This window comes from Pantanalinema sp. (assembly GCA_036704125.1).
GTDB lineage: Bacteria > Cyanobacteriota > Sericytochromatia > S15B-MN24 > UBA4093 > JAGIBK01.
The window spans coordinates 37,429-60,400 of the sequence record DATNQI010000036.1 but is presented as its reverse complement, the minus strand read 5'-3'; the positions used below and the strand labels follow the sequence as shown (position 1 = coordinate 60,400).

Here is a 22,972-nt window from a genome sequence, read left to right as displayed (position 1 = left end):
AACATAATGCTGAAAAACGCGAAAATCGGCACCCGGCTCGCGCTCGGGTTCGGCAGCGTCCTGGCGCTGATGCTCGTCATCATCGTCACGGGGCTGATGGGCCTCGCCGCCGCCAACCAGGCCCTCGACAAGATCGCCAACGTGGACTGGATCAAGTCCAAGCTGGCCAACGAGGTCATCATCCTGGCCGACGACAGCTCGCGGGCGAACCTCGAGATGACCCTGGTCACCAGCCCCGCGGAGCTGCGCGCTCGGATGGACCGGATCCAGGCGAACCGCGGCGAGATCGGCAGCCGCCTCGAGGAGCTCGAAAAGCTGATCTACGCCCCGAAGGGCAAGGCCCTGATGGCGAAGATCCAGCAGGCGCGCAAGCCCTACCTGGAGGCGGTGCTGCGCTCCTCGCAGCTCGCCCTCGAAGGCAACCGGGCGCAGGCGCAGGCCGTGGTGCTCGCCGAGGCCCTGCCCGCCCTCAAGACCTACACCGGGGCGCTCAACGAGCTGGTGGCGCTCCAGAGCGACCTGCTCGAGCAGTCCGCCAAGCAGGCCGCCGATCAGCAGGCGCTCTCCCGGATGATCCTCATCGGGCTGGCCCTCGCCGCCTTCGCGATCGGGGTGGCGTTCGCCTACGGTGTCACCGTGAGCATCACCCGGCCCATAAACCAGGCCGTCTCGGTGGCGAACCAGCTGGCGGACGGGGACATGACCGTCAAGATCGACGTGGACTCCAAGGACGAGACGGGAATTCTGCTCGGATCCCTGCGCGACATGGTCCAGAAGATTTCTCAGATCATCGGCGAGGTGCGCGGGGCCGCCGACTCCCTCTCGAGCGCTTCCGAGGAGATCAGCGCCACCGCCCAGTCCCTGAGCCAGGGCGCCAGCGAGCAGGCCGCGAGCGCCGAGGAGATGAGCGCCACGGTCGAAGAGGCCAGCGCCTCGATCACCCAGACCGCCGAGAACGCCCGCGTCACCGAGGGCATCGCCACGACCGCCTCCAAGGAGGCCACCGAGGGCGGCGTCGCGGTCAAGGAGACGGTGCTCGCCATGAAGAGCATCGCCGGCAAGATCGGCATCATCGACGACATCGCCTACCAGACCAACCTCCTGGCCCTCAACGCGGCCATCGAGGCGGCCCGCGCGGGCGAGCACGGCAAGGGCTTCGCGGTCGTGGCCGCCGAGGTTCGCAAGCTCGCCGAGCGCAGCCAGGTGGCCGCCCGCGAGATCGGCGAGCTCGCCACCGGCAGCGTCTCCCTGGCCGAGCGCGCGGGCAAGCTCCTCGACGAGATGGTCCCCTCGATCAACCGGACCTCGGACCTGGTCCAGGAGATCGCGGCGGCCGCGGGCGAGCAGTCCGCTGGCATCGAGGAGATCACCTCGGCCATGGGCCAGATGAACCAGGCGACCCAGCAGAACGCCTCGGCCTCCGAGGAGCTGGCCGCGACCGCCGAGGAGATGAGCGGCCAGGCCGAGCAGCTCCAGCAGCTCATGGCCTTCTTCCGCGTGGCCGGCCTCACGGACGCCCCGCGCGGCGCCGAGCGCGCGCGGACCAAGGCGATCCAGGCGGCACCCGTCCGGGCGGCCCTGGCGCCCGGGCGCGGCGACGAGTCCGACTTCGTCCGGTTCTAGGAGGATTCGATGACTGCTTTCGACGAGGCCCGGGTGACCGGGCCTACCCCTGATCAGCAGCAGTACCTGACCTTCGTGCTTGGCACGGAAACCTACGCCATCGGCATCCTGCACATCAAGGAGATCCTCGAGTGCGGGCCCATGACCGTCGTGCCCATGATGCCCCCCTTCGTGCGGGGGGTCATCAACCTGCGCGGCGCCGTGGTGCCGGTGATCGACCTCTCGGTTCGCTTCGGCCGGGGAACCACCGAGCTCACCCGCAGGTCCTGCGTCATCATCCTCGAGGTGGGCGGCGCGGCGCAGCAGGTCATCGGGATCATCGTCGACGCCGTCAACGAGGTGCTCGAGATCCCCCCCTCCGACGTCGAGCCCGTGCCCAGCTTCGGAGCGCAGATCCGCTCGGACTTCATCGCGGGGATGGGCAAGACCGCGCTCTCGGGCCAGAGCGACGAGCGCTTCGTGATCTTGCTGGCCATCGACAACGTTCTGTCGGTGGACGAGCTCGCGGCGATCGAGCAGGGAAGCGCGAGCTAGGGGGGGGGTAATGACCACGCTGAGCGATCGCGAGTTCGCCGATATCCAGGCGCTGCTCTACCGGGAGGCCGGCATCAAGCTGGCCCCCGGCAAGAAGCCGATGGTCAGCGGCCGCCTCTCCAAGCGTGTGGCTGCGCTCGGCCTTCCCACCTACGGCGCCTACTACGAGCGGATCGCCCACGGGCGCGACCCCGCCGAGCTGCAGCGCGCCCTGGACCTGCTCACCACCAACGAGACCTACTTCTTCCGCGAGCCCAAGCACTTCGAGTTCCTGCGCGACCAGGCCCTCGCGAAGCGCGGAGCGGGGCCGATGCGCGTCTGGAGCGCGGCGAGCTCGTCGGGCGAAGAGGCGTACAGCGTGGCCATGGTCCTGGCCGCGACCCTGGGGGACTCCCCCTGGGAGGTCGTGGGGACCGACATCAGCGCGCGGGTGCTGGAGCAAGCCGTCTCGGGGCGCTACCCCATGGCGCGCACGCAGGGCATCCCCGCCGAGTACCTCAAGCGCTACTGCCTCAAGGGGGTGCGATCGCAGGAGGGCCACCTCCTGGTGGACCGCAGCCTGCGCGAGCGGGTCGCCTTCAAGCTCGCCAACCTGGTCGAACCGCAGGCGCAGCTGGGCCTGTTCGACGTCATCTTCCTGCGCAACGTGATGATCTACTTCGACCAGGCCATCAAGCAGCAGGTGGTCGCCAACCTCCTGCCCCGCCTCAAGCCTGGGGGCTACCTCTTCGTCGGCCACTCCGAGAGCCTCAACGGCGTCAGCGACGCGCTCGCATCCGTCAGACCGGCCATCTATCGAAAGGAGTAGCCCATGCAACACGCAAGCCAGCTCCAAGACGTCTACCTGCAGCCGGGTGACTACCACTTCGGCGATCGCCGCACCCGCATCCGCACGATCCTGGGCTCGTGCGTGGCCATCACCATGTGGCACCCCGGCCTGCGGATCGGGGGGATGTGCCACTTCATGCTCCCGGCCCGGGCGAAGGGGGAAGGCGGCATCCTGGACGGTCGCTTCGCCGACGACGCCCTCGCCCTGTTCCTGCAGGACATCCGGCGCGCGGGGACCCGGCCCGAGGAGTACGAGGTCAAGCTGTTCGGGGGCGGCAACATGTTCCCCGGCCAGATCCCCGGCCGCACGCGCCACATCGGGGCGCAGAACGGAGAGACGGCCAGGCGTCTGGTCCGAGAGAACGGCTTCTCGTGCCGGGTCGAGAACCTGGGAGGCGTCGGCCACCGGAACCTTCGCTTCGAGGTCCAGAGCGGGGACGTCTGGGTTCGCCACACCCGGCCCGCCTCGGTCGCCGCCAACTGCGTCAACTGCCGGGTGAGGTGCGAATGCGCGGTGTGAACGTGCTGATCGTCGACGACTCGGCGGTGGTGCGCCAGGTCCTCGGCGACGTCCTCAAGAACGAGCCCGGCATCCGGCTGATTGGCGCCGCCTCGGACCCGATCTTCGCCTGGCAGCGCATGCGCAGCGAGTGGCCGGACGTGATCGTGCTGGACGTGGAGATGCCGCGGATGGACGGGATCACCTTCCTCAAGCAGATCATGCAGGAGCGCCCGACGCCGGTGGTGATCTGCTCGTCGCTCACCGAGCGCGGGGCCGAAACGACCATGCAGGCGCTCGCCGCGGGCGCCTTCGGGATCATCACCAAGCCGAAGATGGGCCTCAAGCAGTTCCTGCTCGAGTCCTCGCGCGAGCTGGTCAAGACCGTCCTCGCCGCCTCTCACGCCAACGTCCGGCGGCTCTCCGCGCCGGCGCCGGTCGCGCCGGTCGCCCATGCGGAGCCCACGGTCCGGGCCATGGCCGAGACCACGGACCGGGTGGTCGCCATCGGCACCTCGACCGGGGGCACCCAGGCCCTCGAGGCGGTCCTGCGGGCCCTGCCCCGCGTCAGTCCCGGCATGGTCATCGTCCAGCACATGCCCGAGAAGTTCACGGCCTCCTTCGCCGAGCGCCTCGACAGCTTGTGCGCCGTCGAGGTCCGCGAGGCCCGCGACGGCGACCGGGTGATTCCCGGCCGGGCCCTCATCGCGCCGGGCGGGCGCCACATGCAGCTCAAGCGCAGCGGGGCCATGTACCACGTGGAGGTGCTCGACGGTCCTCTGGTGAGCCATCACCGGCCCTCGGTGGACGTCCTGTTCCGGTCGGTGGCAAAGCAAGCGGGGCGCAACGCCCTGGGCATCATCATGACCGGGATGGGCGACGACGGCGCCCGGGGGCTGAAGGCCATGAGAGATGCCGGGGCGAGCACCCTCGCGCAGGACGAGGCCACCTGCGTGGTCTACGGCATGCCCAAGGAGGCCGTCAAGCTGGGCGCGGTGGAGCGGGTCGTCTCGCTCCAGGCGATCGCCCCCCACATCGCGAGCTACCGCTAGCGCGAACGCCGGGCCGCCTCAGCGCGCGCCCGGTTGCCCCTGTCCGGTCATCATCTCGTGGAGGAACCTGCTCGGCACCACGCTCTTCTTCTGGCCGAAGCTGCTGCGCTCGTGGCAGTGGCTGAGCTGGAGGAAGCGGCGCGCCCGGGTGATGGCCACGTAGCAGAGGCGCCGCTCCTCGGCGAGGTTTCCCTCGTCGAGGGCGACCTGGTAGGGCAGGGTCGCCTCCTCCATCCCGATCACGAAGACCGCATCCCACTCCAGGCCCTTGCTGGAGTGGATGGTCAGCAGCTGGACCGCCTCGTTCTTCTTGGCCTTCTTGGGGCGCATCTGCTGATCGATGGTGTTGAAGAGGTCGTAGAGGCTCTTGGGGGCCCAGCGCGTCACCTGCTCGTGGAAGGTCGAGAGGCAGTCGAGCTTCTGGCGCGCCTGCTCGCCCTTCTTGCCCTGCAGGGTGTCGCGGTAGCGGGTCTCTTGGAGGATCTTGAGGATCAGCTCGGCGATGGGGCCCTGGTGGCGCCGCCAGCCGACGACCATCCGGATCGCGTGAACGACGAGGTTGCGCTGCTGGATGCTGCCCAAAGGCAGGCGATCCGCGAGCTCGGCCGCGGCCCACAGCGAGCCCTCGCGGCGCTCGGCCTCGACCTTGAGGATCGACATGGCGTCCTTGGAGACCCCCAGGCGCCGCAAGAGGCCCTCGAAGGCCACCTCGACCAGGGGATGGGGCTTGGGCAGGGCCAGGCGCAGGAAGTTGAGCATGTCCTGGATCTCGGCCTGGTCGTAGAAGCTGCCGCTCTTCTTGACCACGAACGGGATCTCTGCCTCGACCAGGGCCGAGATGATGGGCAGGGCCTGGGCGTGGGTGCGGTAGAGGACGGCGATCTCCTCGGGGGGGGTGCCCTCGAGGAAGAGCTCCTTGATGGACTCGACCATGGCCGAGGCCTCGTTGAACTGGTCGAGCACCTTGAGGTTGCGGATCCGCTGGCCGTCCTTGGAGCGGGCCGCCTTGATGGTCTTCTTGATCTGCTTGGCGTTGAAGCCGATCAGGTTGTTGGCGAGCTTGATGATGCCGGGGGTCGAGCGATAGTTGGTCTCGAGGTAGATCTCGCGGGCCTGGGGGTAGTCCCGCGAGAAGCTCAGGATGTTGTCGATGTCGGCGGCGCGGAAGCCGTAGATGCCCTGGGCGTCGTCGCCCACGGCGAAGAGGTTGTCGTGGGGGGCGGCGAGCTGGCGCAGGAGGGTGTACTGGGCGCGGTTGGTGTCCTGGTACTCGTCGACCAGGACGTGGGTGAAGCGCGCCTGGATCTCGCGGCGCAGGTCGTCCTGGGTCAGGAGCAGATCGACCGACAGCCGGATCTGGTCGTCGAAGTCGATCAGGTTCTGCTGCATCATGCGCAGCTGGTAGGCCTTGTACAGGTCGGCCATCCGGGCCTCGTTGGGGTCGGCCGAGAGGCGGTTGACCCGGTTGGGCTCGGTGAGGGTGGCCTTCGCCAGCGAGATGTAGGCGCCGAGCTCCTCGTACTTGATGTCCATGGCGTCCTGCTCGCGCAAGAGGACGTCGAACAGGGCGCGCTGCGTGCCCTCGAGCAAGAGGTGAGGCTTGTCGACGGTGTAGCCGAGACGCCGGTAGTTGCCCTCCAGGAGCTTGAGGCCCAGGGAGTTGAAGGTCGCCACCGTCATGCGGCTCGCGATGTCCTTGGAGCCGATCTGCTTGGCCAGGCGCTGCGTCATCTCGGTGGAGGCCTTCTTGGTGAAGGTCACCGCCAGGATCTGCTCGGGGCGCACCCCCTGCTGGAGCAGGTAGGCCAGGCGCCGGGTCAGGACCGTGGTCTTGCCGGAGCCGGGTGCTGCGATGACCAGCACCGGGCCCTCGATCGTCGTCACGGCCGCCGCCTGATCGGCATTGAGGCCCTGAAGCAACGGAGACATCAGCGCGAGCTGGGACATGGCAACCTCTTCTGGCAAGTTCGGGGGGATCGATCCTAGCAAATCCGGGCGGGGCAAAACAAGCGATGGTCCTTAGAGAATCCTTAAGCGGTTTAGCGGGTACAAGACCCGTATGATCCGCATCGGCGAGATGTTCCCGAACGAGCCCGGCAAGGGCATCGGCCCGCTGGGGCCGGGCTCGGCGCGCGCGGCGAGCGCCCCGGGCACCTTCGCCCAGCAGTTCGAGGCCACCCGGGCGGGTGCTCAGCCCCGTACCGTGGACTCCTTCATCGCCGACGTGGACGCGCAGGCCAAGCTGCTGCTCAAGAGCCCGACCCCGGCGCACGTGGCCCACTTCCGCGACGCGGTGAGGCGCTTCCTCAAGTCGGTCAACGACAAGCTGGGCAAGGTGGAGAAGCGGACCGACCGGCGCAACCGGACGCTCATCATCCTGAAGGAGCTGGACGAGAAGCTCGCCGCGCTCACGGACGGCATCCTGAGCGGCCAGGCGCATGCCATCGACATCGCCGCCTCCATCAACGAGATCCGGGGCATGCTGCTCGATTTGCTGATCTAGCCCCAGCAAAAAAACGCCTAGTCGTCTCTTTTTTAGACCGCACCGCCGGTTTAGAATGGCGTCCTATGGCCATCCTAGCGATATCCCCCAACCCCAAACGCGCATGAAATCGTTCATCAGCGCCTTCATCGATCGCGAGATCGCGGACGTCCAGAGCCTCGAGGCCATCCTGCGGCGCGAGCTGGACGGCAAGAGCGTCGACGAGAAGGGCGTGGCCCTGCGCCACGGCATCAGCCAGGCGAACCTGCGCCGCGGGAGCTGCCGGCGCGAGCAGGCCCTCGGGGTGCTCTCCAGGCTGCTCGCAGAGCTGTGCGTGGCGCGCGGGGACTTCTCGGGCGCCCTCACCCACTACAAGCTGGCGAGCCGGGAGCTCGCGGGCGTCCTGACGCCGGACGAACGCGCCAAGCTCGCCCTGGATCAGGCGTGGATCTACCACTACCTGGGCAACTACCCGACCAGCCTCGATCTGTGCGCCGAGGCCCAGCGCATCCTCGCGCCACTTGCCGGAACGAGCCTCGAGGGCCTCGCCCACAGCCTGCGGGGCATCAACCTCTACCGCCTGGGTCGCCTGGACGAGGCCCTCTTCGCCCACGCCGCGGCCTACTCCCTGCGCAAGAAGGCCGGCGATCAAGCCGCTCAGGCCGCGAGCCTCAACAATCTCGGCAACGTCCACCTGGATCGCGGCGACTGGGACGAGGCGGACCTCTGCTACCGCGAGAGCCTCGGGCACTACCGCAAGCTCGAAGCGGAGGATCGCGAGGCCGCGCTCGAGAACAACCTCGGCAACCTGTCGGCCAACCGCGGCGACTTCCGCGAGGCCGAGGCACACCACGCGCGAGCGCTCTCGCTGCGCTCCCACCTGGGCGATCGCTTCGGCTCCGGCGCCTCGCGCTGCGCCCTGGCCTGGGCCTGGCTGCGCGCGGGCAAGATCGACGAGGCGATCCAGGGCTTCCGGCGCGGGCTGCGCCTCCTCGAGGTCTCGGGCGCTGCCGAGCTGAGGAGCGAAGGCCTCCTCGGTCTCGCCCAGGCCCTCTTGGTCGCGGGCGAGACCGAAGAGGCCCGGCGCCTCCTGCACCAGGCGCTCGACGACGCCCGCCGCACCCGCAACGTCCTGCAGCAGGGCGCCGCCCACCTCCAGCTCGCCCGTCTGGAGCGGCTCGAGGGAAACCTCGCCGAGGCGCAGGAGGCCCTGGGGGTGGCCCTCAACCACCTGGAGCACGTGGGCTCGCGCTTCGAGATCGCCCGGGGCCACCTGGAGGCCGCCCATCTCCAGGTCGCGCGCAAGCAGCGCGATCGCGCCCGCGAGAGCCTGGCGCAGGCCCTGCGCGTGTTCGAGCAACTGGGCGCCAAGCCCGAGCGCGTCGAGGCCCTCGCCCTCGAGGCGCGCCTCGCGACGAAGGGGGCGAGCCGGTGAAGCACGCGCACCTCATGGGCTGCGGCCTGCTCGCGATCGCGGTGCTCGGTGCCTGCGGCCACCCGCCCGAAGCCCCCGCCACCGGCGAGGGCCACCTCGAGGGGCAGCTCGTGCTGCCCCCCACCTTCACCAACGGCACGCCCTTCACCCACAGCACCCCGTTCACCAACAGCATCCCGCTGGCTCCGGCGTATCACGTCGCAACCGCCTTCGCCGAGGCGCAGACCGTCGAGGCCGTCGATCCGGCGAGCGGCCGCGTGCTCTCTCGCGCGCGCACCGGCCCCGACGGGCACTTCGCCCTGGCGATCCCCGCAGCCTCCGAGCCGGTGGTGCTCCAGGCCGTCGTGAAGGACGCCTGGGGACGCATCTTCGGGCTCGTCGCCACCGCGACCCGTCCCGCGGTCACGAGGGGGCTAACCCTCTCGGCAGGCAGCACCGTCGCGCCTGTCGCCGGGGCTCTCTCGGTGGGCGAAGCCGAGGGCGTGACCTTCGGGGCCGGCTTCGCCGGGATCGCGCGACCGAGGCTCGCCCGCGCCCTCGGCAAGCTCGACCCGGGCATCACCGAGAAGGCGAGCCAGCGCTTCGATGGCCAGTTCCAGGGTGCTTCGAGCGGCAACGCCCTGATGACCTCCGTGGTCCAGACGGCGGATCGCCTCGCCGTCCAGGTCGTGGCGGGCGCCTCCCAGGACCCGGAGACGCTCGGGACCCGGCTCGGGACGGCCCTGACCCTGGAGGGCGAGGCGGGCACTCCGTCGCCCACGCCATCCCCGGCGCCCACCCCCAGGCCGAAGCCACGTCCGACGCCGTGGAGCGGGGACGGGCATGCCCCCGCGGTACCCGCCCCATGGCCGCCGAAGCGCTGAGAATCCGCACGGGTCAATCTCCTCGCAATCTCTGGCCTCAGCGAAAGCAACACGCCCCCACCAGGCCATACGATATCCTGGGGGTGAGCGCCAGCGAAGCCATGGCGTTCCTCAAGAACAGGAGAGGTCTCGATGCATCCGGCCGCCATCCTTGCCTGCTCACTTTGCCTCATCCTCGTGGGCATCCCATCCCTCGCCGCCGAGGATTCGCCCGCGGCCTTCCGGGGCGGCCCCTTCGTCCTGATTGGCGGCGGAGCGGACCAGGACACCATCGCGCGCCGGATCCTGCACCTCGCGGGCGCGGACAAGGCCCGGCTGGTCATCGTCCCGTCGGCCTCGGGCACCCCGGAGGCTTCCGGCAAGGCCTATCAGGCGTACTTCAAGCAGCTCGGGGCCAGGGACGTGCAGGTCGTCATCCCCGTCGACGAACCGACCGCGAGCCAGGCCGCGGCCTTCCACCAGGCCACGGGCTTCTTCTTCTCGGGCGGCGACCAGAGCAGGATCCTGGCCAGGCTGGGCAAGCCCGCCTGGCTCGGGGCCCTGCAGGGGGCCTGGCGACGCGGCGCGGTCGTGGCGGGGACCAGCGCCGGGGCGATGGTCTGGGGCGACCACGCCATCCTCGGCGACGGGCCGGAGGCGGCTTCGGCCACGGTCGGGGCGGGGTTCGGCCTGCTGCCGGACATCGTGGTCGACACGCACTTCTCGGAGCGAGGACGATTCGGACGGCTGGTCGATGCGACGGTCCTTCACGCGCCGGCCCTGGGCATCGGGATCGATCCAGGGACGGCCTTGATCCTGACGTCCGACGGAAAGGCCGAGGTCATCGGGAAGGGGACGGTGACGCTCGCTCGCCCGATGGGACGCGCGACGCACTCCAGGCCCCTCTCGGTGCCTGACCTGCGCGCCCGCATCCTGGCACCGGGCGAGCATGCGGATGTGCTGGAAGATCCGGCCTTCGAAGGCGATCGAACTCAACCCCTGTCCCCATGAGGTTTTCCAGGGTGAATCCCCCGTAAAGTCGAGGCAACTTCTGAATTTCCTCTCAATACCCCCTTGCCAATCGGCGCACGGTTTGTTATATTTAATTTGCTTGGTCAAGCCAAGCATAACCCCAGTTAACCGAACGGTTAACAAATTTCCGAGAGACATTTCGGGGCGTAGCGCAGCTTGGTAGCGCACCACTTTGGGGTAGTGGGGGTCGTGGGTTCGAATCCCGCCGCTCCGACTCCGCGCAAGCGGATAGAATAGATGGCCAGCCTGGCTTCTACGGGCTGGCCATCTTTCTTTTTGCTATCAATTGGATGAGGGCACTACTTTTTCTGGCTGAATCAGTTTTTAGGTGTCAGGCCACCTAGACAGGAGGCACATCACAGCGATCTGTGTGTGTGGGGGGGGGGAGAGCTAGCCCGTCCGATGACTTTCTCACTGGAACGGGCCAGTATGGTGCAAGTCGAACCGTAAGGACCAAGCGACGAGAGGGGAGGGGCGAGTGGCCAAGATTGCCATCCTGGACGACTTCTTAGCCCTGGCGAGGCTGACGGCAGGACCCTTGAGCGTGGCGGGTTACGACGTGAGGTCCTGGGCCTCACCCATCGACTTCGATGAGGTCATGGACTTCGGTCCGGACCTCATCGAGATCAACCTCTACCGCAACAAGACTGCCTTCGACTGCCCCATCATGAACCTTGAAGAGGATGTCCTCGGCTTCAAGCCCTTGAATGAACTTAAGAAGTACCCCGCCGCCCACATCACGCCCATATTGCTCGTCGGGATCGGCATCCTCGAAGTATCCATCCCCACCGACTTGAAGTACGACATGTTTCTGAGCTTCCCCGAGGACATCGACCTCTACTTGCCCGGAGTTATGGACCTCACCGCCAGGAAGAAGGGCCGCCGCAAGGTCAGCGGCAGCATCTGCCCAAAGTGCAAAAGCCGTCTCACCTTCACCACGGACGCCAAGAACCTGTTCTGCCCCCGCTGCCACACGGCCGTGGTCATCATCGACGAGAAGGATTGCCTCTTCCAGAGCCCAGGCGACGACAAGGCCACGCCGTGCACCACCGAGGTTCTCGCCCCGTCGCAATCTCGGCAGGGGTGAAGCGCCGGGAGCGCGTGACTACAGGTTGGTAGTTGCTCTCGAGTTACGCCACCAGGAGTAGCTTGTGGACCAGGTCTTGGACGGTTGTGGCACCATGTGTGTCACCCGGCTTGACGGTCTCGCCGCTAACCCGGGGGAAACAAGATGAATGTCCTGTCGTGCTTCTAGCGACAGGGCATTTGTCTTTTGTTGCATGACGCCAAGAGCCAAAGCGCAAGACGCCTGCCGATATCCTTCAGGATCTTCGGACCGGTCACCAAGAAGCGACAAGCCATGGGCCCGCCGAAGCGCAGCGCTACCTTGAGAAAGTCGTGTCTGTACAGCACAGCTTGCCCGACGCGGTGAAATTCTTCGCGTATGACTTCGTCGTAGAAGCCTGCTACTTGGTGGGCCAGGAGGACCGGGCGCTTGGGGCGGTCGAAGCCACGCGGCGCTACTTGCCTTCTGCGCAAGAGGAAGCAGAGCGCGATCTGAAAGCCTATCTGCCTGAATTGCGCTTTTGTGAGCGAGGCATCGGTCTCTTGGCAGATGCCGGCGACATCGAGCAGGCGCTAAGCCTCTGCGATCTGGCCCTTGAATTGGGGCTTGGAAGGGCTTACGAGAGCAAGCGGCAATCCTTGGAGCGCCGGCTCTAAGCTGAGGTGGGTCGCGCGAAAGTAAAAGGAAGACTGTCCACGTAACCGGGGGAAACCCAATTGAGGGGGCAGCCCGAGCCATAGAGAGTGAAGTTGCTGTGCCTATCAGCGGCGAGCCATCGCCAAGCCCACTCAACGGTCGAGCCCGCGCAAAGCGAAAGTACTGCCAAGGCCTTCTCGGGCCCCGGCCATCGCGCTGCCCGCGCCAAACCCTCGCTGATATTTCCACAAATCTTAAACTATCGACAAGAATCCCGACCAGCTAACGGCTCGATAACTCCGTTGCCAGCCGGTCCCCGGCTTCGGCCGCAGTGTCACCTTTCGGCGGGAGGATCGCTCATGGGCTCTGACTTGAAGCTTTCGCAGACCTGGACCAGCCTGGCCGGGCAGGCTTCCGCGAGCCTCGCGCTCCGTCCCGACCAGTTGATCAAGGTCCAAAAGGGCAAGGATGCCGAGGCGCTCAAGGCAATGCGCCTCAATGGCGCCGATGACCTGGCTTTCAGCTACAAAGGCGACCTCTACATCGCGTCCGGGCGCGAGATGAAGGAAATCGCGAAGCTGAACCTGCATGACCGCAAGCATGCCATCAACGGCGAGCCGGTGACGATCGTCAAGAAAGACGACGAGATCAACCGCCCCGTGGAAGGCGGGCGGCAAACCTTCTCGGCCATGCTTGGCCCCGGTTCGATCGAGGTTCCGTTCGCCGCCCTCGGGGCCGTGGTGGGTAGCCTCTACGGGGCCGTAAAGTCGGTCCTACCCAACAAGGAAAAGGCCCTGGCCGCTTTCGGCGAGCCCGTGACCGACGGACCGTTCGCCAAGTGATGTTCCAACCGGCGACGTGGCCCCAGGTGGCCAAGTCGTTCGGATTCAATGGAGCACATGGGCACGGGCATGCCGGAAACGGCGCTGCGACAGTCCCGGGGAGTCGAACAGGGCTGGTCCTGCACCCAGCGCGGTAGACACGACGGTCACCACCACCTCATCGATCCGACTTGAGATTGGCACGATGAAGGAGTGAGCTCGTTAACGGCGGTTTGCCAGTAGCTTTAGGTAGTAGCCGTGAACCTTCGGGTGCAATGGTCGAGATCGGCACCGACCCTACTTGCCGGTTGCATGCTCTGATGCTCGGTGCTCGCAGTCCCCATAGCGTGAACGACCTGCCTTTTATCTCGACACTTTGCAGTTGGGCCTACTTGGGGGGTGACGCCGCTTTTTGGAAAACAGCTAGTCCCGCTGCGAGACGAGTGACACGCGGGGGCTGGACCAACTGACCTTTTGCCTTGTCCGGTACGAGCTGGAATTCGGCACCTTGGGTCCCGGAAGCTCTCAGGCGGAAGGTCTGGCGGAGGTGATAAATGTTGGGGTAGCGTTCCCGCCGCTCCGACTCCTCGCAAGCGGAAAGAATAGACGGCCAGCCTGGCTTCTACGGGCTGGCCGCTTTCTTTCCATCGGACTCTGAGGTGAGCTACGATAAAAGGCCCTTCTTGAATGGAGAGCCTTACCTTGACCGAACCTGTGTCTTCCAGCTCCCCCCTCATCCGCGATATTTCAGATACCGCCCGCTGGGCGGCCTGGTGTCGGGCCGTGGAGAGCGAACGCCCCGACGCACTCTTCAACGATCACCTGGCCAAGCGCCTTGCCGGTGAGAGAGGACCCGCCATCGAGGAGGCCATGAGCAAGGGGCGTGGGTCTACGGTGTCCTCCCTGGTCGTTCGGACGGTATCGTTCGACAAGATGATCCTGGACCGTATCTCGGAGGGGGGGATCGATACCGTCGTCAACCTGGCTGCCGGACTCGACACGCGTCCCTATCGGCTTGCCTTGCCCCGGGACTTTCGGTGGATCGAGGTCGACCTTCCTAACCTCGTCTCCTACAAGGAGTCCTGTCTGGCCAATGAACCCGGCGCATGCAGGATTGAGCGTGTAGCCCTCGACTTGTCGGAGGCTGAATCCAGGCGGAAACTCTTTGCTTCGATAGGCAACGCTTCGAATGGCGTCCTGGTGCTGACCGAGGGTTTGCTTCTCTACCTGGATCTCGCGATGGTCACGGAGCTTGCCATCGATCTGGCGGGCGTACCCGGGTATCAGACCTGGCTGACGGACCTGCTTCACCCGGCGATGCTTCCCTTCGTCGTCCGTAGCTGGAACACCCAAGAGGCCGGGTCAGCGAACGTACCCCGGTTCGCTCCCGAAGGAGGTGCCGAGTTCTTCCAACCTTACGGCTGGACCTTGCACCACTGGGTCAGTGCCTTGGAGGAAGCGGAACGCCTCAACCGGCCAATCACCCCCGCTGGGGCAACCCTTACGGACGCCCAGCGTGAGGCCTCACGAACCATGAACACGTACGTCCGTCTCGATAGGGCCAGGACGTCGTCTCGTCACACCGACCGTTTCCGGCAAGCGATGGCGGGCGGCACGATCCTGGCCGCTCCACCGAATCAAGGGAAGGGTGCATGTTGAAAGGGCCGTCGAACGTGACCATCATGCGCCAAGGGAAGGAATCCCCTTCTCGCTGAGGAGGTGAACGGATGGACACGCGTGCGTGGCGGGTCATCGGGGTGGAGGCGTTTTGGGTGTTCGGGCTCCTAGGCTGCGACTCAGGGATACCAAGCGCTTCGGTGGACGTTCCGAAGCGCTATGCCATCCAGCAGGACGTTTGAATCATCAGGGAACGTCCATCGGGCACCGTTCAGCAGGACATACGAGCCGGTGGCGAGTCAGGGGCCAATAAGTCGCCCCCGCTAAACTCGCACGACACCCCATGGCGTGGGGCCGACGGCCCTGGTCGGGCTGCTCTACACCATCGTGCTGATGTTCAGCATGCAGGGCGAGAAGATCGTGGGCCTGCCGATGGAGGTGGTCCGCATCGCCATCCCCTTGGTGCTTTACTTCCTGGTGATGTTCTTCCTGGCCTTCGCCGTGAGCAAGGCCCTGGGCTTCAACCACCAGGAAACCGCGGCCCTGTCCTTCACGGCGGCGGGGAACAACTTCGAGCTCGCCATCGCGGTGGCGGTGGGCAGCTTCGGCATCGCGTCGTCGGAGGCCCTGGCGGCAGTCGTCGGTCCCCTCATCGAGGTCCCATCCCTGGTAGCCTTGGTCTACGTCTCGCTCTGGCTCAAGCGTCGCCTCTTCCCGGGCGAACCCGAGGGGCAGGTTCCCGTTCCTGGTTGCACACCGGGACCCAGACTTGGGTAAGCTCGGAATTTTCGGCTCTGGACGGAAGTAACTGGACGCGATACCAAGGCGCCCGGCAAGCCAAAATACGCTCGCGCCACTTCACCTTCCAAACCACCCTGGGGACGAGCGTGAAAAGAGGAGCGACGGGCCCCCGAACCTCGGGACCCACCGCTCCTCTTTTCATGCTCAGTCCGTGAGGCTACGTCAGTAGCCTCATGGACTTGCTGCGCCCGTTTCCCGGTTCAGCCCTTTTTGGGATCCGAAGTCAAGTCTTCAAGTGAAACGCCCGAACTCGTCGGAACGGGCGAACCGCAAGAACCGCAGCAGCTCTCGTAAAGCTTCTCGACCTCCGCATTGGACTGCTGAGCAGCTTGGCGGGTTTCATCCTTGGAAGTGGGCATTGGCAGGACAACCTCTCGTAAATTTGACCGGCTAGGGTAGCGGACGATGATGAGGAAAAAGGGGTTACCTACCCCTCCCCACTTTCCATGTTACACCCTACAGGGGGGCTTGCGGCAAGCCCGGGGTCGTGCCGCATAATCGCGGGCCTGTCAGAACTTGCGTAAATGGGAGTTGCGAAATGCGTGTGCTGTTGTTGACGTATGATTCGCGCGGCGGCGTCGAACCACTGCTGGGACTCGCGGTGCGGTTGCGGGCGCTCGGCGCGGAGGTGCGGATGTGCGCGCCGCCGGACTGCGCGGATCGCGTGGCCGAGGTCGGCGTGCCCCTGGTGCCGGCAGGCCCGCCGGTGCACACACTGGTGCACGGGGCGACGCCTCCAACGGCGGCGGACGTACCCCGGATCGCAGGCGAGTTGATGGCCGCGTACTTCGACACGGTCGCCAGGGCGGCCGAGGGGTGTGATGCGCTGGTGGCGTCCGGCCTGCTACCGGTCATGGCCAGCGCGCGCTCGGTGGCCGAGAAGCTCGGCATCCGCTACGTGTGTGCAGCCTACTGTCCCATCTATCTGCCATCGCCGCACCAACGGCCCATGCCGCTTCCGGGCCGGCCATTGCCACCGGACGTGACCGACAACCGGGTGCTGTGGGACCTGACCGCCCAGAGCGCGAACGATCTGTTCGGTGCGGCGCTCAACACCCGCCGGGCGTCGATCGGCCTTCCACCGGTAGAGAGTGTCTACGACTACGCGTTCACCCCCGCCTTGCTGGCGGCGGACCCGACTCTGGCCCCGTGGCAGGATCCGGCGAACAGCGACGTCGTACAGACCGGCGCATGGGCACTGCCGGACGAACGTCCACTCCCGGCCGAATTGATGGCGTTCCTGGACGCCGGCACACCACCGGTTTACGTGGGCTTCGGCAGCATGCGCGCCCCGAAGGACTTCGCGCGGGTGGCCATCGAAGCGATCCGCGCGCAGGGCCGCCGCGTGCTCGTCTCCCGCGGCTGGGCCGACCTGGCCCTGATCGACGGCCGTGACGACTGCTTCATCGTGGGCGAGGTCAACCACCAGGCACTGTTCGGCCGGGTAGCCGCCGTCGTGCACCACGGCGGCGCAGGCACGACGACGACGGCCGCCAGAGCCGGCGCTCCGCAGGTGGTTGTCCCCCAGATAGCGGATCAGCCGTACTGGGCCGGCCGGGTGGCCGCCCTGGGCATCGGTGCTGCGCACGACGGTCCGACGCCGACCCCCGAGTCCCTGTCAGCCGCGCTCAGAACAGCCCTGGCCCCCGAGACCCGAGCAAGAGCGACCGCCGTGGCCGGCACGATCCACACCGACGGGGCGATGGTGGCCGCAAGGCTGCTGCTCGACGCGGTGAGCCAAGAAAAGCCACTAGCGTCCGCTTAGGGCGATCGTCTTCCATGCATGCAAGGCCCCATCTGCCATTCGAGCCGTCTGAAGCAAGAAGGGACCGATCTCTCTGCCGGCGAGGACAGGGTCCGTTTGATTAGTCGTATCGCGCCGTGGACGGCCACGATAATCGGGGTGAGCGCTGAAGATCTCATCGCTGAGAGCGTCTTCGAAGAACAGCTGCGAGGTGAGGTACGCCTGAGCGCCAACCCGCACGATGAAGTGAACGTGCGTGGTGCGGCCGGAGTACCATCCGGGAAAGACCGAATCGAAATCGACCAGGCCGCTGGCGTCGGTGCTTTGGGCCCCGCGGCAGAAGTGGTCGGCTTGCGCATCGGTACCGCCAGGATTACAGATGGTTCCTGCTGGGAACGCCGAGTAGTAGCCCGCAGGGCTCGCATGCCAGACATCCACGGTGGCACGGGGGACCGGGGTGCAATCATCGGCGCGGATGATGCGCAGGCTCAAGCGCATCGGCAGGCCGGATATACCCTCGCTGATGTCCTTCCGGTTCAGGGTCGCGGCGTGACAGGGACCTTCCGTAAGATCTGGTGTGAGGACGCACGGCTCGCTCTCGCGCCCTTGAAAGGGATTGGGGTAGGCCCCTCGCATTGCGGAGGTGCCGCCGGCAGCCCAGGTTTCAGCTCCCTGGCTGATCGCCAGAGAGCCTGTCCCCTCGGAGGATCGGGCGCAACCCAGAAGCCATAGATTGGCTGAGAGCAGGGCGTAGGCTTTTAAACCGCTCGCTAAAACCTGACGCCGGGACAGGTATTCCGGGCCCACCTCACGCATCGCCGCCCCTCCTTTTTATGAGCAGACGATACGTCACTGGATTGACGACACCAACGGCCAAGATGGTCAAGCATATTGCGTTACAGCCTTGCACTCCTTGCTCGTTCAGGCTCGGCTGAAACTCGAATGGATGGTAAGTTTAGGTATGCAGAAAAAAACGACTCAGGAAATTCCAAGCGCAGCGGAGATCCTTGCCGATCTGGAGGCAAAAGGCTTGGCCTCGGTCCGCAAGATCTATGCGAAGCAAGGGGTCGGGGACAAGGTATTCGGCAACAAGATGGGCGACCTTCGAGTGCTGGCCAAGGGGCTCAACAAGCAACACGCCCTGGGCCTCGCACTCTGGGATTCCGGCTGGTTCGAGGCGCGGGTCCTGGCGACCATGCTTCTGGATCCCAAGCAGTTGACCGAAGAGGATTGCATCCGCCTGGCCGAAAGCTGCGATTCGCCGCCGATCCTCGACAAGCTGACAGGCAACGTCCTGGAGGTGTCGAACTTGGCCGGGGCCTTACGTTCAAGGTGGCTTGACTCGGCCGATCTACTGTTGGGCCGCGCCGGGTGGAACCTCATGACTTCGGCCGTGCAGAACGACAAGAAGGGCACCCTCGATCTCGACGCGCTCATGGCAAAGATCGAAACGGAACTCCCGGCGACCCCCAGGCCCAAGAAAGAAGCGATGAACATGTGCCTGGTGATGATCGGGGTGTACCATGCGTCGCACACCGAGAAGGCCATCGCAGCCGGCGAGCGGCTGGGACGCTGGGACGATCGCCCGATCCCCAAGGGCTGCACCTCCAGCTATCCCCCGGAGTGGATTCCTGCCGCCATCGCTCTGCGCCGCCGGCGCTAGGCGTTTCGCCCCCGCCTATCGTATGCTCTCGATTCTCTATGGCGACGACTATCTGGTGGCGGTGGACAAGCCGCCGGGGCTGCTGGTACACCGCACCGGCCTGGACGCGGGCGAGACCCGCTTTGCGCTGCAGATGCTGCGCGACCAACTGGGCCGACCGGTCTGGCCGGTGCATCGGCTGGACAAGGGCACCAGCGGCGTGTTGCTGTTCGCCCTGGACGCTCTGGGTGCCCGCGCGATTGGCCAGGCCTTCGAAGCGGGTGAGGGCCTGCACAAGACCTACCGCGCCGTGGTGCGCGGATGGCCGGCCGACGAGGGCCTGATCGACCATCCCCTGCGCCGTATTCCCGACGACCGACACGACCGGCGCGAGGAGGCTCAGCAGGCCCTGACCCGCTTTTGGACTCTCGAGCGGTATGAGCTGCCATTGCCGCAAGGTCGGTTCCCTACCACCCGCTGCGCGCTGGTGGAGCTGTCCCCCCTGACCGGTCGACGCCATCAGTTGCGCCGGCACATGAAGCACATCGCCCATCCCATCATCGGCGATGCCACCCACGGCAAGGGACCGCTCAACCGCGATCTCGCAGCGAAGCTGGGCATGCAGCGACTGTGGCTGCACGCCTACCGGCTGGAGTTGCGGCATCCGTTCAGCGGGGAAGACGTGCGCCTGGAAGCGAGACTGGGGGCCGAGTGGAACACGTGGCGCAAGGTGTAGGGTGAGGGCGGCTCGCTGCGGGGAAATACGGTATCGGCGCGCTCAGGACCTGACCGGTGCCCGGATTCCGAGCGAACGATCCGTGAACCGCTCGAACTCGCCGAAGCCTGACGCGGATTTCCGGCCCGGGTCAGTGTTGCGGGGCACCCCTTGCCAGGGTATCATTTGCTCACTTCGTCCGATGAGAAAGAACTACTAATGAGTGTTGGAATGCAGGAAACCACCCTTCTGAACGATGTTGTCTCCCGGTACCTTCCCCCGTCGCGGATCGCCACGATCCGGGAATACGGGAGCGGAAACATCAACAAGACCTACCTGGTGACGCCGGAAGGCGGCACTGAAGAGCCGTTCCTGCTGCAAAAGCTCAATACCAGGGTGTTCCAGCAGCCCGACCTGGTCATGAGCAACATCCGATCGATATCGAGGCATCTCGAGCAGCGGACTCAGCCTGGGAACCCCGCCACCGGTCGTCGGTGGGAGGTTCCCCACGTCCTGCAGACCAACGAAGGCTCCGATCACTGGTTGGCGAGCGATGGCTCTTACTGGCGTGCCCTGCGGTTCATCGGACGTTCGCAGACGGTCGATACGGTTCATGATCCCGACCGAGCCTGGGAGGTCGGATACGCCCTCGGCACCTTCCATTCCCTGCTCAGCGATCTTCCCATCGCGGAGTTGGCGGACACCCTTCCCGGCTTTCACATCGCCCCGGAATACCTCGCCCACTATGACAAGGTCGCTCCTTCCGCTGGCGCCTCGCTTTCGACCGAGGAAGAATGGTGCGCCCGGTTCATCGAGGAACACCGGGACTGGGTTCCTGTCCTCGAGCGAGCTCGCGAGCAGGGTATTCTGCGCCTTAGGCCGATCCACGGCGATCCCAAGGTCAACAATATCCTGTTCGACGACGTCACGGGCAAAGCCATCGCGATGGTCGATCTGGACACCATCAAGCCGGGTCTCGTGCAATACGACATCGGCGACTGCCTGCGTTCGTCATGCAACCCGGATGGTGAGGAGACGGATCGCTGGCAGGACGTGCGGTTCGACCCGGTGCTCGGCAAGGCCGTGCTGGAGGGCTATCTGTCGGTCGCCCGTGGCTTTTTCGACGACGCCGATTTCGATTACCTTCCCGAATCGGTCCGACTCATTGCCTTCGAGCTTGGCCTGCGTTTCTTCACGGATCACCTCGAAGGTGACGTCTATTTCAAGGTCGCCCGCCGTGGTCGGAATCTGGCCCGCGCGCTCGTCCAGTTCAGGCTTGCTCAGAGCATCCACGAACACTTCGCGGAGCTGAAGGGCCTCATCCAGGCCCTGCGATGAAGCCGACCGACTTCGTCCTCGAGCCGTATCCAGGCTTGCCCTTTCCGGCAGGGGTGCGGGTCTGCGGCAAGGCCCGGCGCGAGGGTGCGGCCCTCCACCTGAGTTGGCGGCTCGAAGGCCCTCCTGGTTCGCTCGCGCTCCCTTTGCCTGCGGCGCGCCCCGAGCGACGACGCGAGCTCTGGGAGGAAACCTGTTTCGAGTTCTTCCTCGCCAGCCCGGAACGCCCCGGCTACTGGGAGTTCAACCTGTCTCCGGCAGGTCACTGGAACGTCTTTCACTTCGACGACTACCGCGCCGGCATGACGGATGAGACGGCCTTCGAAGCCCTGCCCTTCACGGTCTCAAACCGGCCAGAGGCTTGCGAGGTCTCGGTCTGCATCGATCCGACGGAGCTGGGGCTGGCAGCCGCCCCATGGCTGCTCGCCGTTTCGACGGTGGTCGCGGAGCCTGGAGGCCGGGTTACCTACTGGGCCTTGTCCCACCCCGGCACCCAGCCGGATTTCCACCATCCCGACGCTTTTGGGGTTCGGTTAGGCGAATAAGAGTTCTTTAGTCGCGGGGCGCCAAGTCACGCTGCGAGAACACGAGGGTCGAAGCGAGCCACCACGCAGCGATCGCCAGAATTGCCGCGTAAGCCGCTTTCTCCGGCGTCTCGCCAGCGGCGAGTTGCTTGGCCGCATCGGAGAGCACATCCGTGGGCAGGGCCCAGTGCAGGCCCTCGAAGGCCCGCGCGGCGATCGGCTTGCCCCAAGCGTTCGCCGCCATGGCGATCTTGGGTGCGATCGTCGCCGCCAGCCATCCCAGGACTCCGAGGCCCATGGTTGAGTTCGCGGGCAAGAAGCACGACCAGAAGAGGCAGAACGCGATCAGGAGCCAGGAGGTCAGGCAGGAAGCCGCAAAGCCCGTCAGAGTCGGCAACATGATGGCGCTACCGAACTTGAAACCGAGCGCCAGTGCCGCGATCGCCCCCCAGCAGAGCCAGACCAGCAGCATGAAGGCGCAAGCGCCGGCGAGCTTGCCCAACAGGACCTGATACCGGGGCAGCGGCTTGGTGATGAGCAGGAGGAGGGTGCCGCGCTCGCGATCGTTGGCCACGAGGCCGCTCGCCGTTGCAATCGTCAGAAAGACCGCAACGAACTGCGCGAAGCCCAAAAGGCCGTCGAGGATGCCCATGCCCTGCATCTGGGCGCCGTTGACGTGCATGCCGTCCACTGGGAGCAGGGCCGGCAGCGCCATGAGGGCCCCGACGACGAGGAAGCCCCAAGGCGTGCGCTGGCGCCATTGCTCGAGCATGGTCAGGAAGGCGATGGTCATCATGCTTGTCGTCCCTCCTTGACCACGCGAATGAAGAGCGATTCCAGGCTCTCTTGGCGTGGGCTCAACGCATAAATGCGGCCGCCCTGTGCCTGAACGATCTCGGCGATGTGGGGCACCAGCTCCTCGCTCGGAAGCATGAGCTCCATCTCGGTCACTTCGCCGGTCGATACGATGCGGAAGTTCTCGCCAAGCTTGCTGAGCTGGTCCTGCAAGCCGGCCGTGAGGCCCCCGACCTTGAGATGCAGGGTGATGGCCTGGGAGGTGAGGACCTTCATGGGGCCTTGGCGCTCCAGTTTCCCCTTTTGTAAGATAGCGACGCTGTCACAGACCTGCTCCACGTCGGCCAAGATGTGGGAGTTCAAGAGAACCGTCTTACCCCGTGCCCGCAGGCCCTCGACGATGGTGCGCACCTCCATGCGCCCCATGGGATCGAGAGCCGAGGTGGGCTCGTCGAGAATGATGAGATCCGGATCGTTGAGCAGGGCCTGGGCCAATGCCAGGCGCTGCTGCATGCCCTTCGAAAGGCTGGAAATCGGAGAAGAAGCGCGATCGCCGAGCCCCACCTCATTGAGCAAGGCCACGATCCGATGCTCCAGGCTCGCGCCGCCCAGACCGTGCATCCGGCCATGAAAGCGCAGGAACTCCGCCGCCTTGAGCAGACCGGGCAGCTGAAACTTCTCCGGCACGTAGCCGACGCGCTTCCGGACGGCCACGTCGCTCATTGGACGCCCGAAGAGGCTGAAGTTGCCCGCCGTGGGTCGGATGATGCCGAGGAGCATCATGATGGTCGTGGTCTTGCCCGCACCATTGGGCCCAAGGAGCCCAAAAACGGTTCCCTCAGGCACGGTGAGGTTCAAGTCGCTCACCGCCAGGTGAGCAGAGCCAAAGAAGCGTCCGTATGCTTTGCTGAGGCCGGTTGTTGCGATCGCGAATCCCGAAATGACGCAC

23 protein-coding genes and 1 tRNA gene are annotated in these 22,972 nt (G+C 65.8%); 20 read left to right on the top strand and 4 right to left on the bottom strand.

What is annotated here, in order from left to right; genetic code table 11:
* Nucleotides 1-6: 6 nt before the first annotated feature.
* The 5 genes from V6D00_05965 to V6D00_05945 are packed head-to-tail and all read left to right on the top strand — an operon-like array spanning nt 7 to nt 4,536.
* A complete protein-coding gene (locus V6D00_05965) occupies nt 7-1,623 on the top strand; it encodes a methyl-accepting chemotaxis protein (protein HEY9898709.1) in 1,617 nt (538 codons plus the stop codon).
* A 9-nt stretch (nt 1,624-1,632) separates the two neighbouring features.
* The gene (locus V6D00_05960; protein HEY9898708.1) at nt 1,633-2,157 is read left to right on the top strand and encodes a chemotaxis protein CheW; all 525 of its coding nucleotides are present in this window, start codon (nt 1,633-1,635) and stop codon (nt 2,155-2,157) included.
* A 10-nt stretch (nt 2,158-2,167) separates the two neighbouring features.
* Nucleotides 2,168-2,965, top strand: a complete 798-nt coding sequence (locus tag V6D00_05955) for a protein-glutamate O-methyltransferase CheR (GenBank protein HEY9898707.1) — start codon at nt 2,168-2,170, stop codon at nt 2,963-2,965.
* 3 nt (nt 2,966-2,968) lie between these two features.
* Nucleotides 2,969-3,505, top strand: coding sequence for a chemotaxis protein CheD (locus V6D00_05950; protein HEY9898706.1), 537 nt, complete (start codon nt 2,969-2,971; stop codon nt 3,503-3,505).
* Nucleotides 3,493-4,536, top strand: coding sequence for a chemotaxis response regulator protein-glutamate methylesterase (locus tag V6D00_05945; protein ID HEY9898705.1), 1,044 nt, complete (start codon nt 3,493-3,495; stop codon nt 4,534-4,536). The genes V6D00_05950 and V6D00_05945 overlap by 13 nt, the downstream gene beginning before the upstream one ends.
* Before the next feature lie 18 nt (nt 4,537-4,554).
* On the opposite strand, the gene V6D00_05940 is transcribed toward V6D00_05945, so the two are convergent.
* Nucleotides 4,555-6,483, bottom strand: coding sequence for an ATP-dependent helicase (locus tag V6D00_05940; protein HEY9898704.1), 1,929 nt, complete (start codon nt 6,481-6,483; stop codon nt 4,555-4,557).
* Between the two features lie 112 nt (nt 6,484-6,595).
* On the opposite strand from V6D00_05940, the gene V6D00_05935 reads away from it, so the two are divergent.
* The 11 genes from V6D00_05935 to V6D00_05885 all read left to right on the top strand — a co-directional run bounded on the left by V6D00_05935 (nt 6,596) and on the right by V6D00_05885 (nt 17,033).
* Nucleotides 6,596-7,039, top strand: coding sequence for a YaaR family protein (locus V6D00_05935; protein ID HEY9898703.1), 444 nt, complete (start codon nt 6,596-6,598; stop codon nt 7,037-7,039).
* A 103-nt stretch (nt 7,040-7,142) separates the two neighbouring features.
* Nucleotides 7,143-8,453: a tetratricopeptide repeat protein gene (locus tag V6D00_05930; protein HEY9898702.1), complete on the top strand. Its 1,311-nt coding sequence runs from the start codon at nt 7,143-7,145 to the stop codon at nt 8,451-8,453.
* Nucleotides 8,450-9,316 carry a hypothetical protein gene (locus V6D00_05925; protein HEY9898701.1) on the top strand — a complete coding sequence of 289 codons (867 nt, stop codon included), beginning with the start codon at nt 8,450-8,452 and terminating at the stop codon, nt 9,314-9,316. Before V6D00_05930 ends, V6D00_05925 begins: the two co-directional genes overlap by 4 nt.
* A gap of 132 nt (nt 9,317-9,448) precedes the next feature.
* On the top strand, nt 9,449-10,306 hold the full coding sequence (locus V6D00_05920; protein ID HEY9898700.1) for a cyanophycinase: 858 nt from the start codon (nt 9,449-9,451) through the stop codon (nt 10,304-10,306).
* A gap of 161 nt (nt 10,307-10,467) precedes the next feature.
* Nucleotides 10,468-10,541 (top strand) — tRNA-Pro (locus tag V6D00_05915).
* Nucleotides 10,542-10,805: 264 nt separating this feature from the next.
* Nucleotides 10,806-11,414, top strand: coding sequence for a hypothetical protein (locus V6D00_05910; protein HEY9898699.1), 609 nt, complete (start codon nt 10,806-10,808; stop codon nt 11,412-11,414).
* A 311-nt stretch (nt 11,415-11,725) separates the two neighbouring features.
* Nucleotides 11,726-12,049: a hypothetical protein gene (locus V6D00_05905; GenBank protein HEY9898698.1), complete on the top strand. Its 324-nt coding sequence runs from the start codon at nt 11,726-11,728 to the stop codon at nt 12,047-12,049.
* Between the two features lie 351 nt (nt 12,050-12,400).
* The gene (locus V6D00_05900; GenBank protein HEY9898697.1) at nt 12,401-12,871 is read left to right on the top strand and encodes a hypothetical protein; all 471 of its coding nucleotides are present in this window, start codon (nt 12,401-12,403) and stop codon (nt 12,869-12,871) included.
* A gap of 681 nt (nt 12,872-13,552) precedes the next feature.
* The gene (locus tag V6D00_05895; GenBank protein ID HEY9898696.1) at nt 13,553-14,509 is read left to right on the top strand and encodes an SAM-dependent methyltransferase; all 957 of its coding nucleotides are present in this window, start codon (nt 13,553-13,555) and stop codon (nt 14,507-14,509) included.
* Between the two features lie 306 nt (nt 14,510-14,815).
* A complete protein-coding gene (locus V6D00_05890) occupies nt 14,816-15,244 on the top strand; it encodes a hypothetical protein (protein ID HEY9898695.1) in 429 nt (142 codons plus the stop codon).
* Between the two features lie 562 nt (nt 15,245-15,806).
* Nucleotides 15,807-17,033: a glycosyltransferase gene (locus V6D00_05885; GenBank protein HEY9898694.1), complete on the top strand. Its 1,227-nt coding sequence runs from the start codon at nt 15,807-15,809 to the stop codon at nt 17,031-17,033.
* On the opposite strand, the gene V6D00_05880 is transcribed toward V6D00_05885, so the two are convergent.
* Entirely contained in the window at nt 17,019-17,828 is an 810-nt protein-coding gene (locus V6D00_05880) for a hypothetical protein (protein HEY9898693.1), read from the bottom strand. The genes V6D00_05885 and V6D00_05880 overlap by 15 nt on opposite strands.
* 145 nt (nt 17,829-17,973) lie before the next feature.
* Between V6D00_05880 and V6D00_05875 the strand changes: the two genes are divergently transcribed.
* The 4 genes from V6D00_05875 to V6D00_05860 all read left to right on the top strand — a co-directional run bounded on the left by V6D00_05875 (nt 17,974) and on the right by V6D00_05860 (nt 21,249).
* Nucleotides 17,974-18,675, top strand: coding sequence for a DNA alkylation repair protein (locus V6D00_05875; protein HEY9898692.1), 702 nt, complete (start codon nt 17,974-17,976; stop codon nt 18,673-18,675).
* Between the two features lie 22 nt (nt 18,676-18,697).
* A complete protein-coding gene (locus V6D00_05870) occupies nt 18,698-19,390 on the top strand; it encodes a pseudouridine synthase (GenBank protein ID HEY9898691.1) in 693 nt (230 codons plus the stop codon).
* Between the two features lie 210 nt (nt 19,391-19,600).
* On the top strand, nt 19,601-20,707 hold the full coding sequence (locus V6D00_05865; GenBank protein HEY9898690.1) for a phosphotransferase: 1,107 nt from the start codon (nt 19,601-19,603) through the stop codon (nt 20,705-20,707).
* A complete protein-coding gene (locus V6D00_05860; GenBank protein ID HEY9898689.1) occupies nt 20,704-21,249 on the top strand; it encodes a DOMON-like domain-containing protein in 546 nt (181 codons plus the stop codon). The genes V6D00_05865 and V6D00_05860 overlap by 4 nt, the downstream gene beginning before the upstream one ends.
* A gap of 7 nt (nt 21,250-21,256) precedes the next feature.
* On the opposite strand, the gene V6D00_05855 is transcribed toward V6D00_05860, so the two are convergent.
* Complete coding sequence (locus V6D00_05855; GenBank protein HEY9898688.1) at nt 21,257-22,024, bottom strand: ABC transporter permease; 768 nt, start codon at nt 22,022-22,024, stop codon at nt 21,257-21,259.
* Nucleotides 22,021-22,890: an ABC transporter ATP-binding protein gene (locus V6D00_05850; GenBank protein ID HEY9898687.1), complete on the bottom strand. Its 870-nt coding sequence runs from the start codon at nt 22,888-22,890 to the stop codon at nt 22,021-22,023. Before V6D00_05850 ends, V6D00_05855 begins: the two co-directional genes overlap by 4 nt.
* Nucleotides 22,891-22,972 lie beyond the last annotated feature (82 nt).

What these genes read in the sequence shown, in the direction of transcription:
- V6D00_05875 (HEY9898692.1), top strand. Translation starts at nt 17,974, where the DNA reads ATGCAGAAAAAAACGACTCAGGAAATTCCAAGCGCAGCGGAGATCCTT.
- V6D00_05965 (HEY9898709.1), top strand. Translation starts at nt 7, where the DNA reads ATGCTGAAAAACGCGAAAATCGGCACCCGGCTCGCGCTCGGGTTCGGC.
- V6D00_05860 (HEY9898689.1), top strand. Translation starts at nt 20,704, where the DNA reads ATGAAGCCGACCGACTTCGTCCTCGAGCCGTATCCAGGCTTGCCCTTT.
- V6D00_05955 (HEY9898707.1), top strand. Translation starts at nt 2,168, where the DNA reads ATGACCACGCTGAGCGATCGCGAGTTCGCCGATATCCAGGCGCTGCTC.
- V6D00_05930 (HEY9898702.1), top strand. Translation starts at nt 7,143, where the DNA reads ATGAAATCGTTCATCAGCGCCTTCATCGATCGCGAGATCGCGGACGTC.
- V6D00_05855 (HEY9898688.1), bottom strand. Translation starts at nt 22,024, where the DNA reads ATGATGACCATCGCCTTCCTGACCATGCTCGAGCAATGGCGCCAGCGC.
- V6D00_05940 (HEY9898704.1), bottom strand. Translation starts at nt 6,483, where the DNA reads ATGTCCCAGCTCGCGCTGATGTCTCCGTTGCTTCAGGGCCTCAATGCC.
- V6D00_05870 (HEY9898691.1), top strand. Translation starts at nt 18,698, where the DNA reads ATGCTCTCGATTCTCTATGGCGACGACTATCTGGTGGCGGTGGACAAG.
- V6D00_05865 (HEY9898690.1), top strand. Translation starts at nt 19,601, where the DNA reads ATGCAGGAAACCACCCTTCTGAACGATGTTGTCTCCCGGTACCTTCCC.
- V6D00_05945 (HEY9898705.1), top strand. Translation starts at nt 3,493, where the DNA reads ATGCGCGGTGTGAACGTGCTGATCGTCGACGACTCGGCGGTGGTGCGC.
- V6D00_05920 (HEY9898700.1), top strand. Translation starts at nt 9,449, where the DNA reads ATGCATCCGGCCGCCATCCTTGCCTGCTCACTTTGCCTCATCCTCGTG.
- V6D00_05880 (HEY9898693.1), bottom strand. Translation starts at nt 17,828, where the DNA reads ATGCGTGAGGTGGGCCCGGAATACCTGTCCCGGCGTCAGGTTTTAGCG.
- V6D00_05960 (HEY9898708.1), top strand. Translation starts at nt 1,633, where the DNA reads ATGACTGCTTTCGACGAGGCCCGGGTGACCGGGCCTACCCCTGATCAG.
- V6D00_05935 (HEY9898703.1), top strand. Translation starts at nt 6,596, where the DNA reads ATGATCCGCATCGGCGAGATGTTCCCGAACGAGCCCGGCAAGGGCATC.
- V6D00_05950 (HEY9898706.1), top strand. Translation starts at nt 2,969, where the DNA reads ATGCAACACGCAAGCCAGCTCCAAGACGTCTACCTGCAGCCGGGTGAC.
- V6D00_05885 (HEY9898694.1), top strand. Translation starts at nt 15,807, where the DNA reads ATGCGTGTGCTGTTGTTGACGTATGATTCGCGCGGCGGCGTCGAACCA.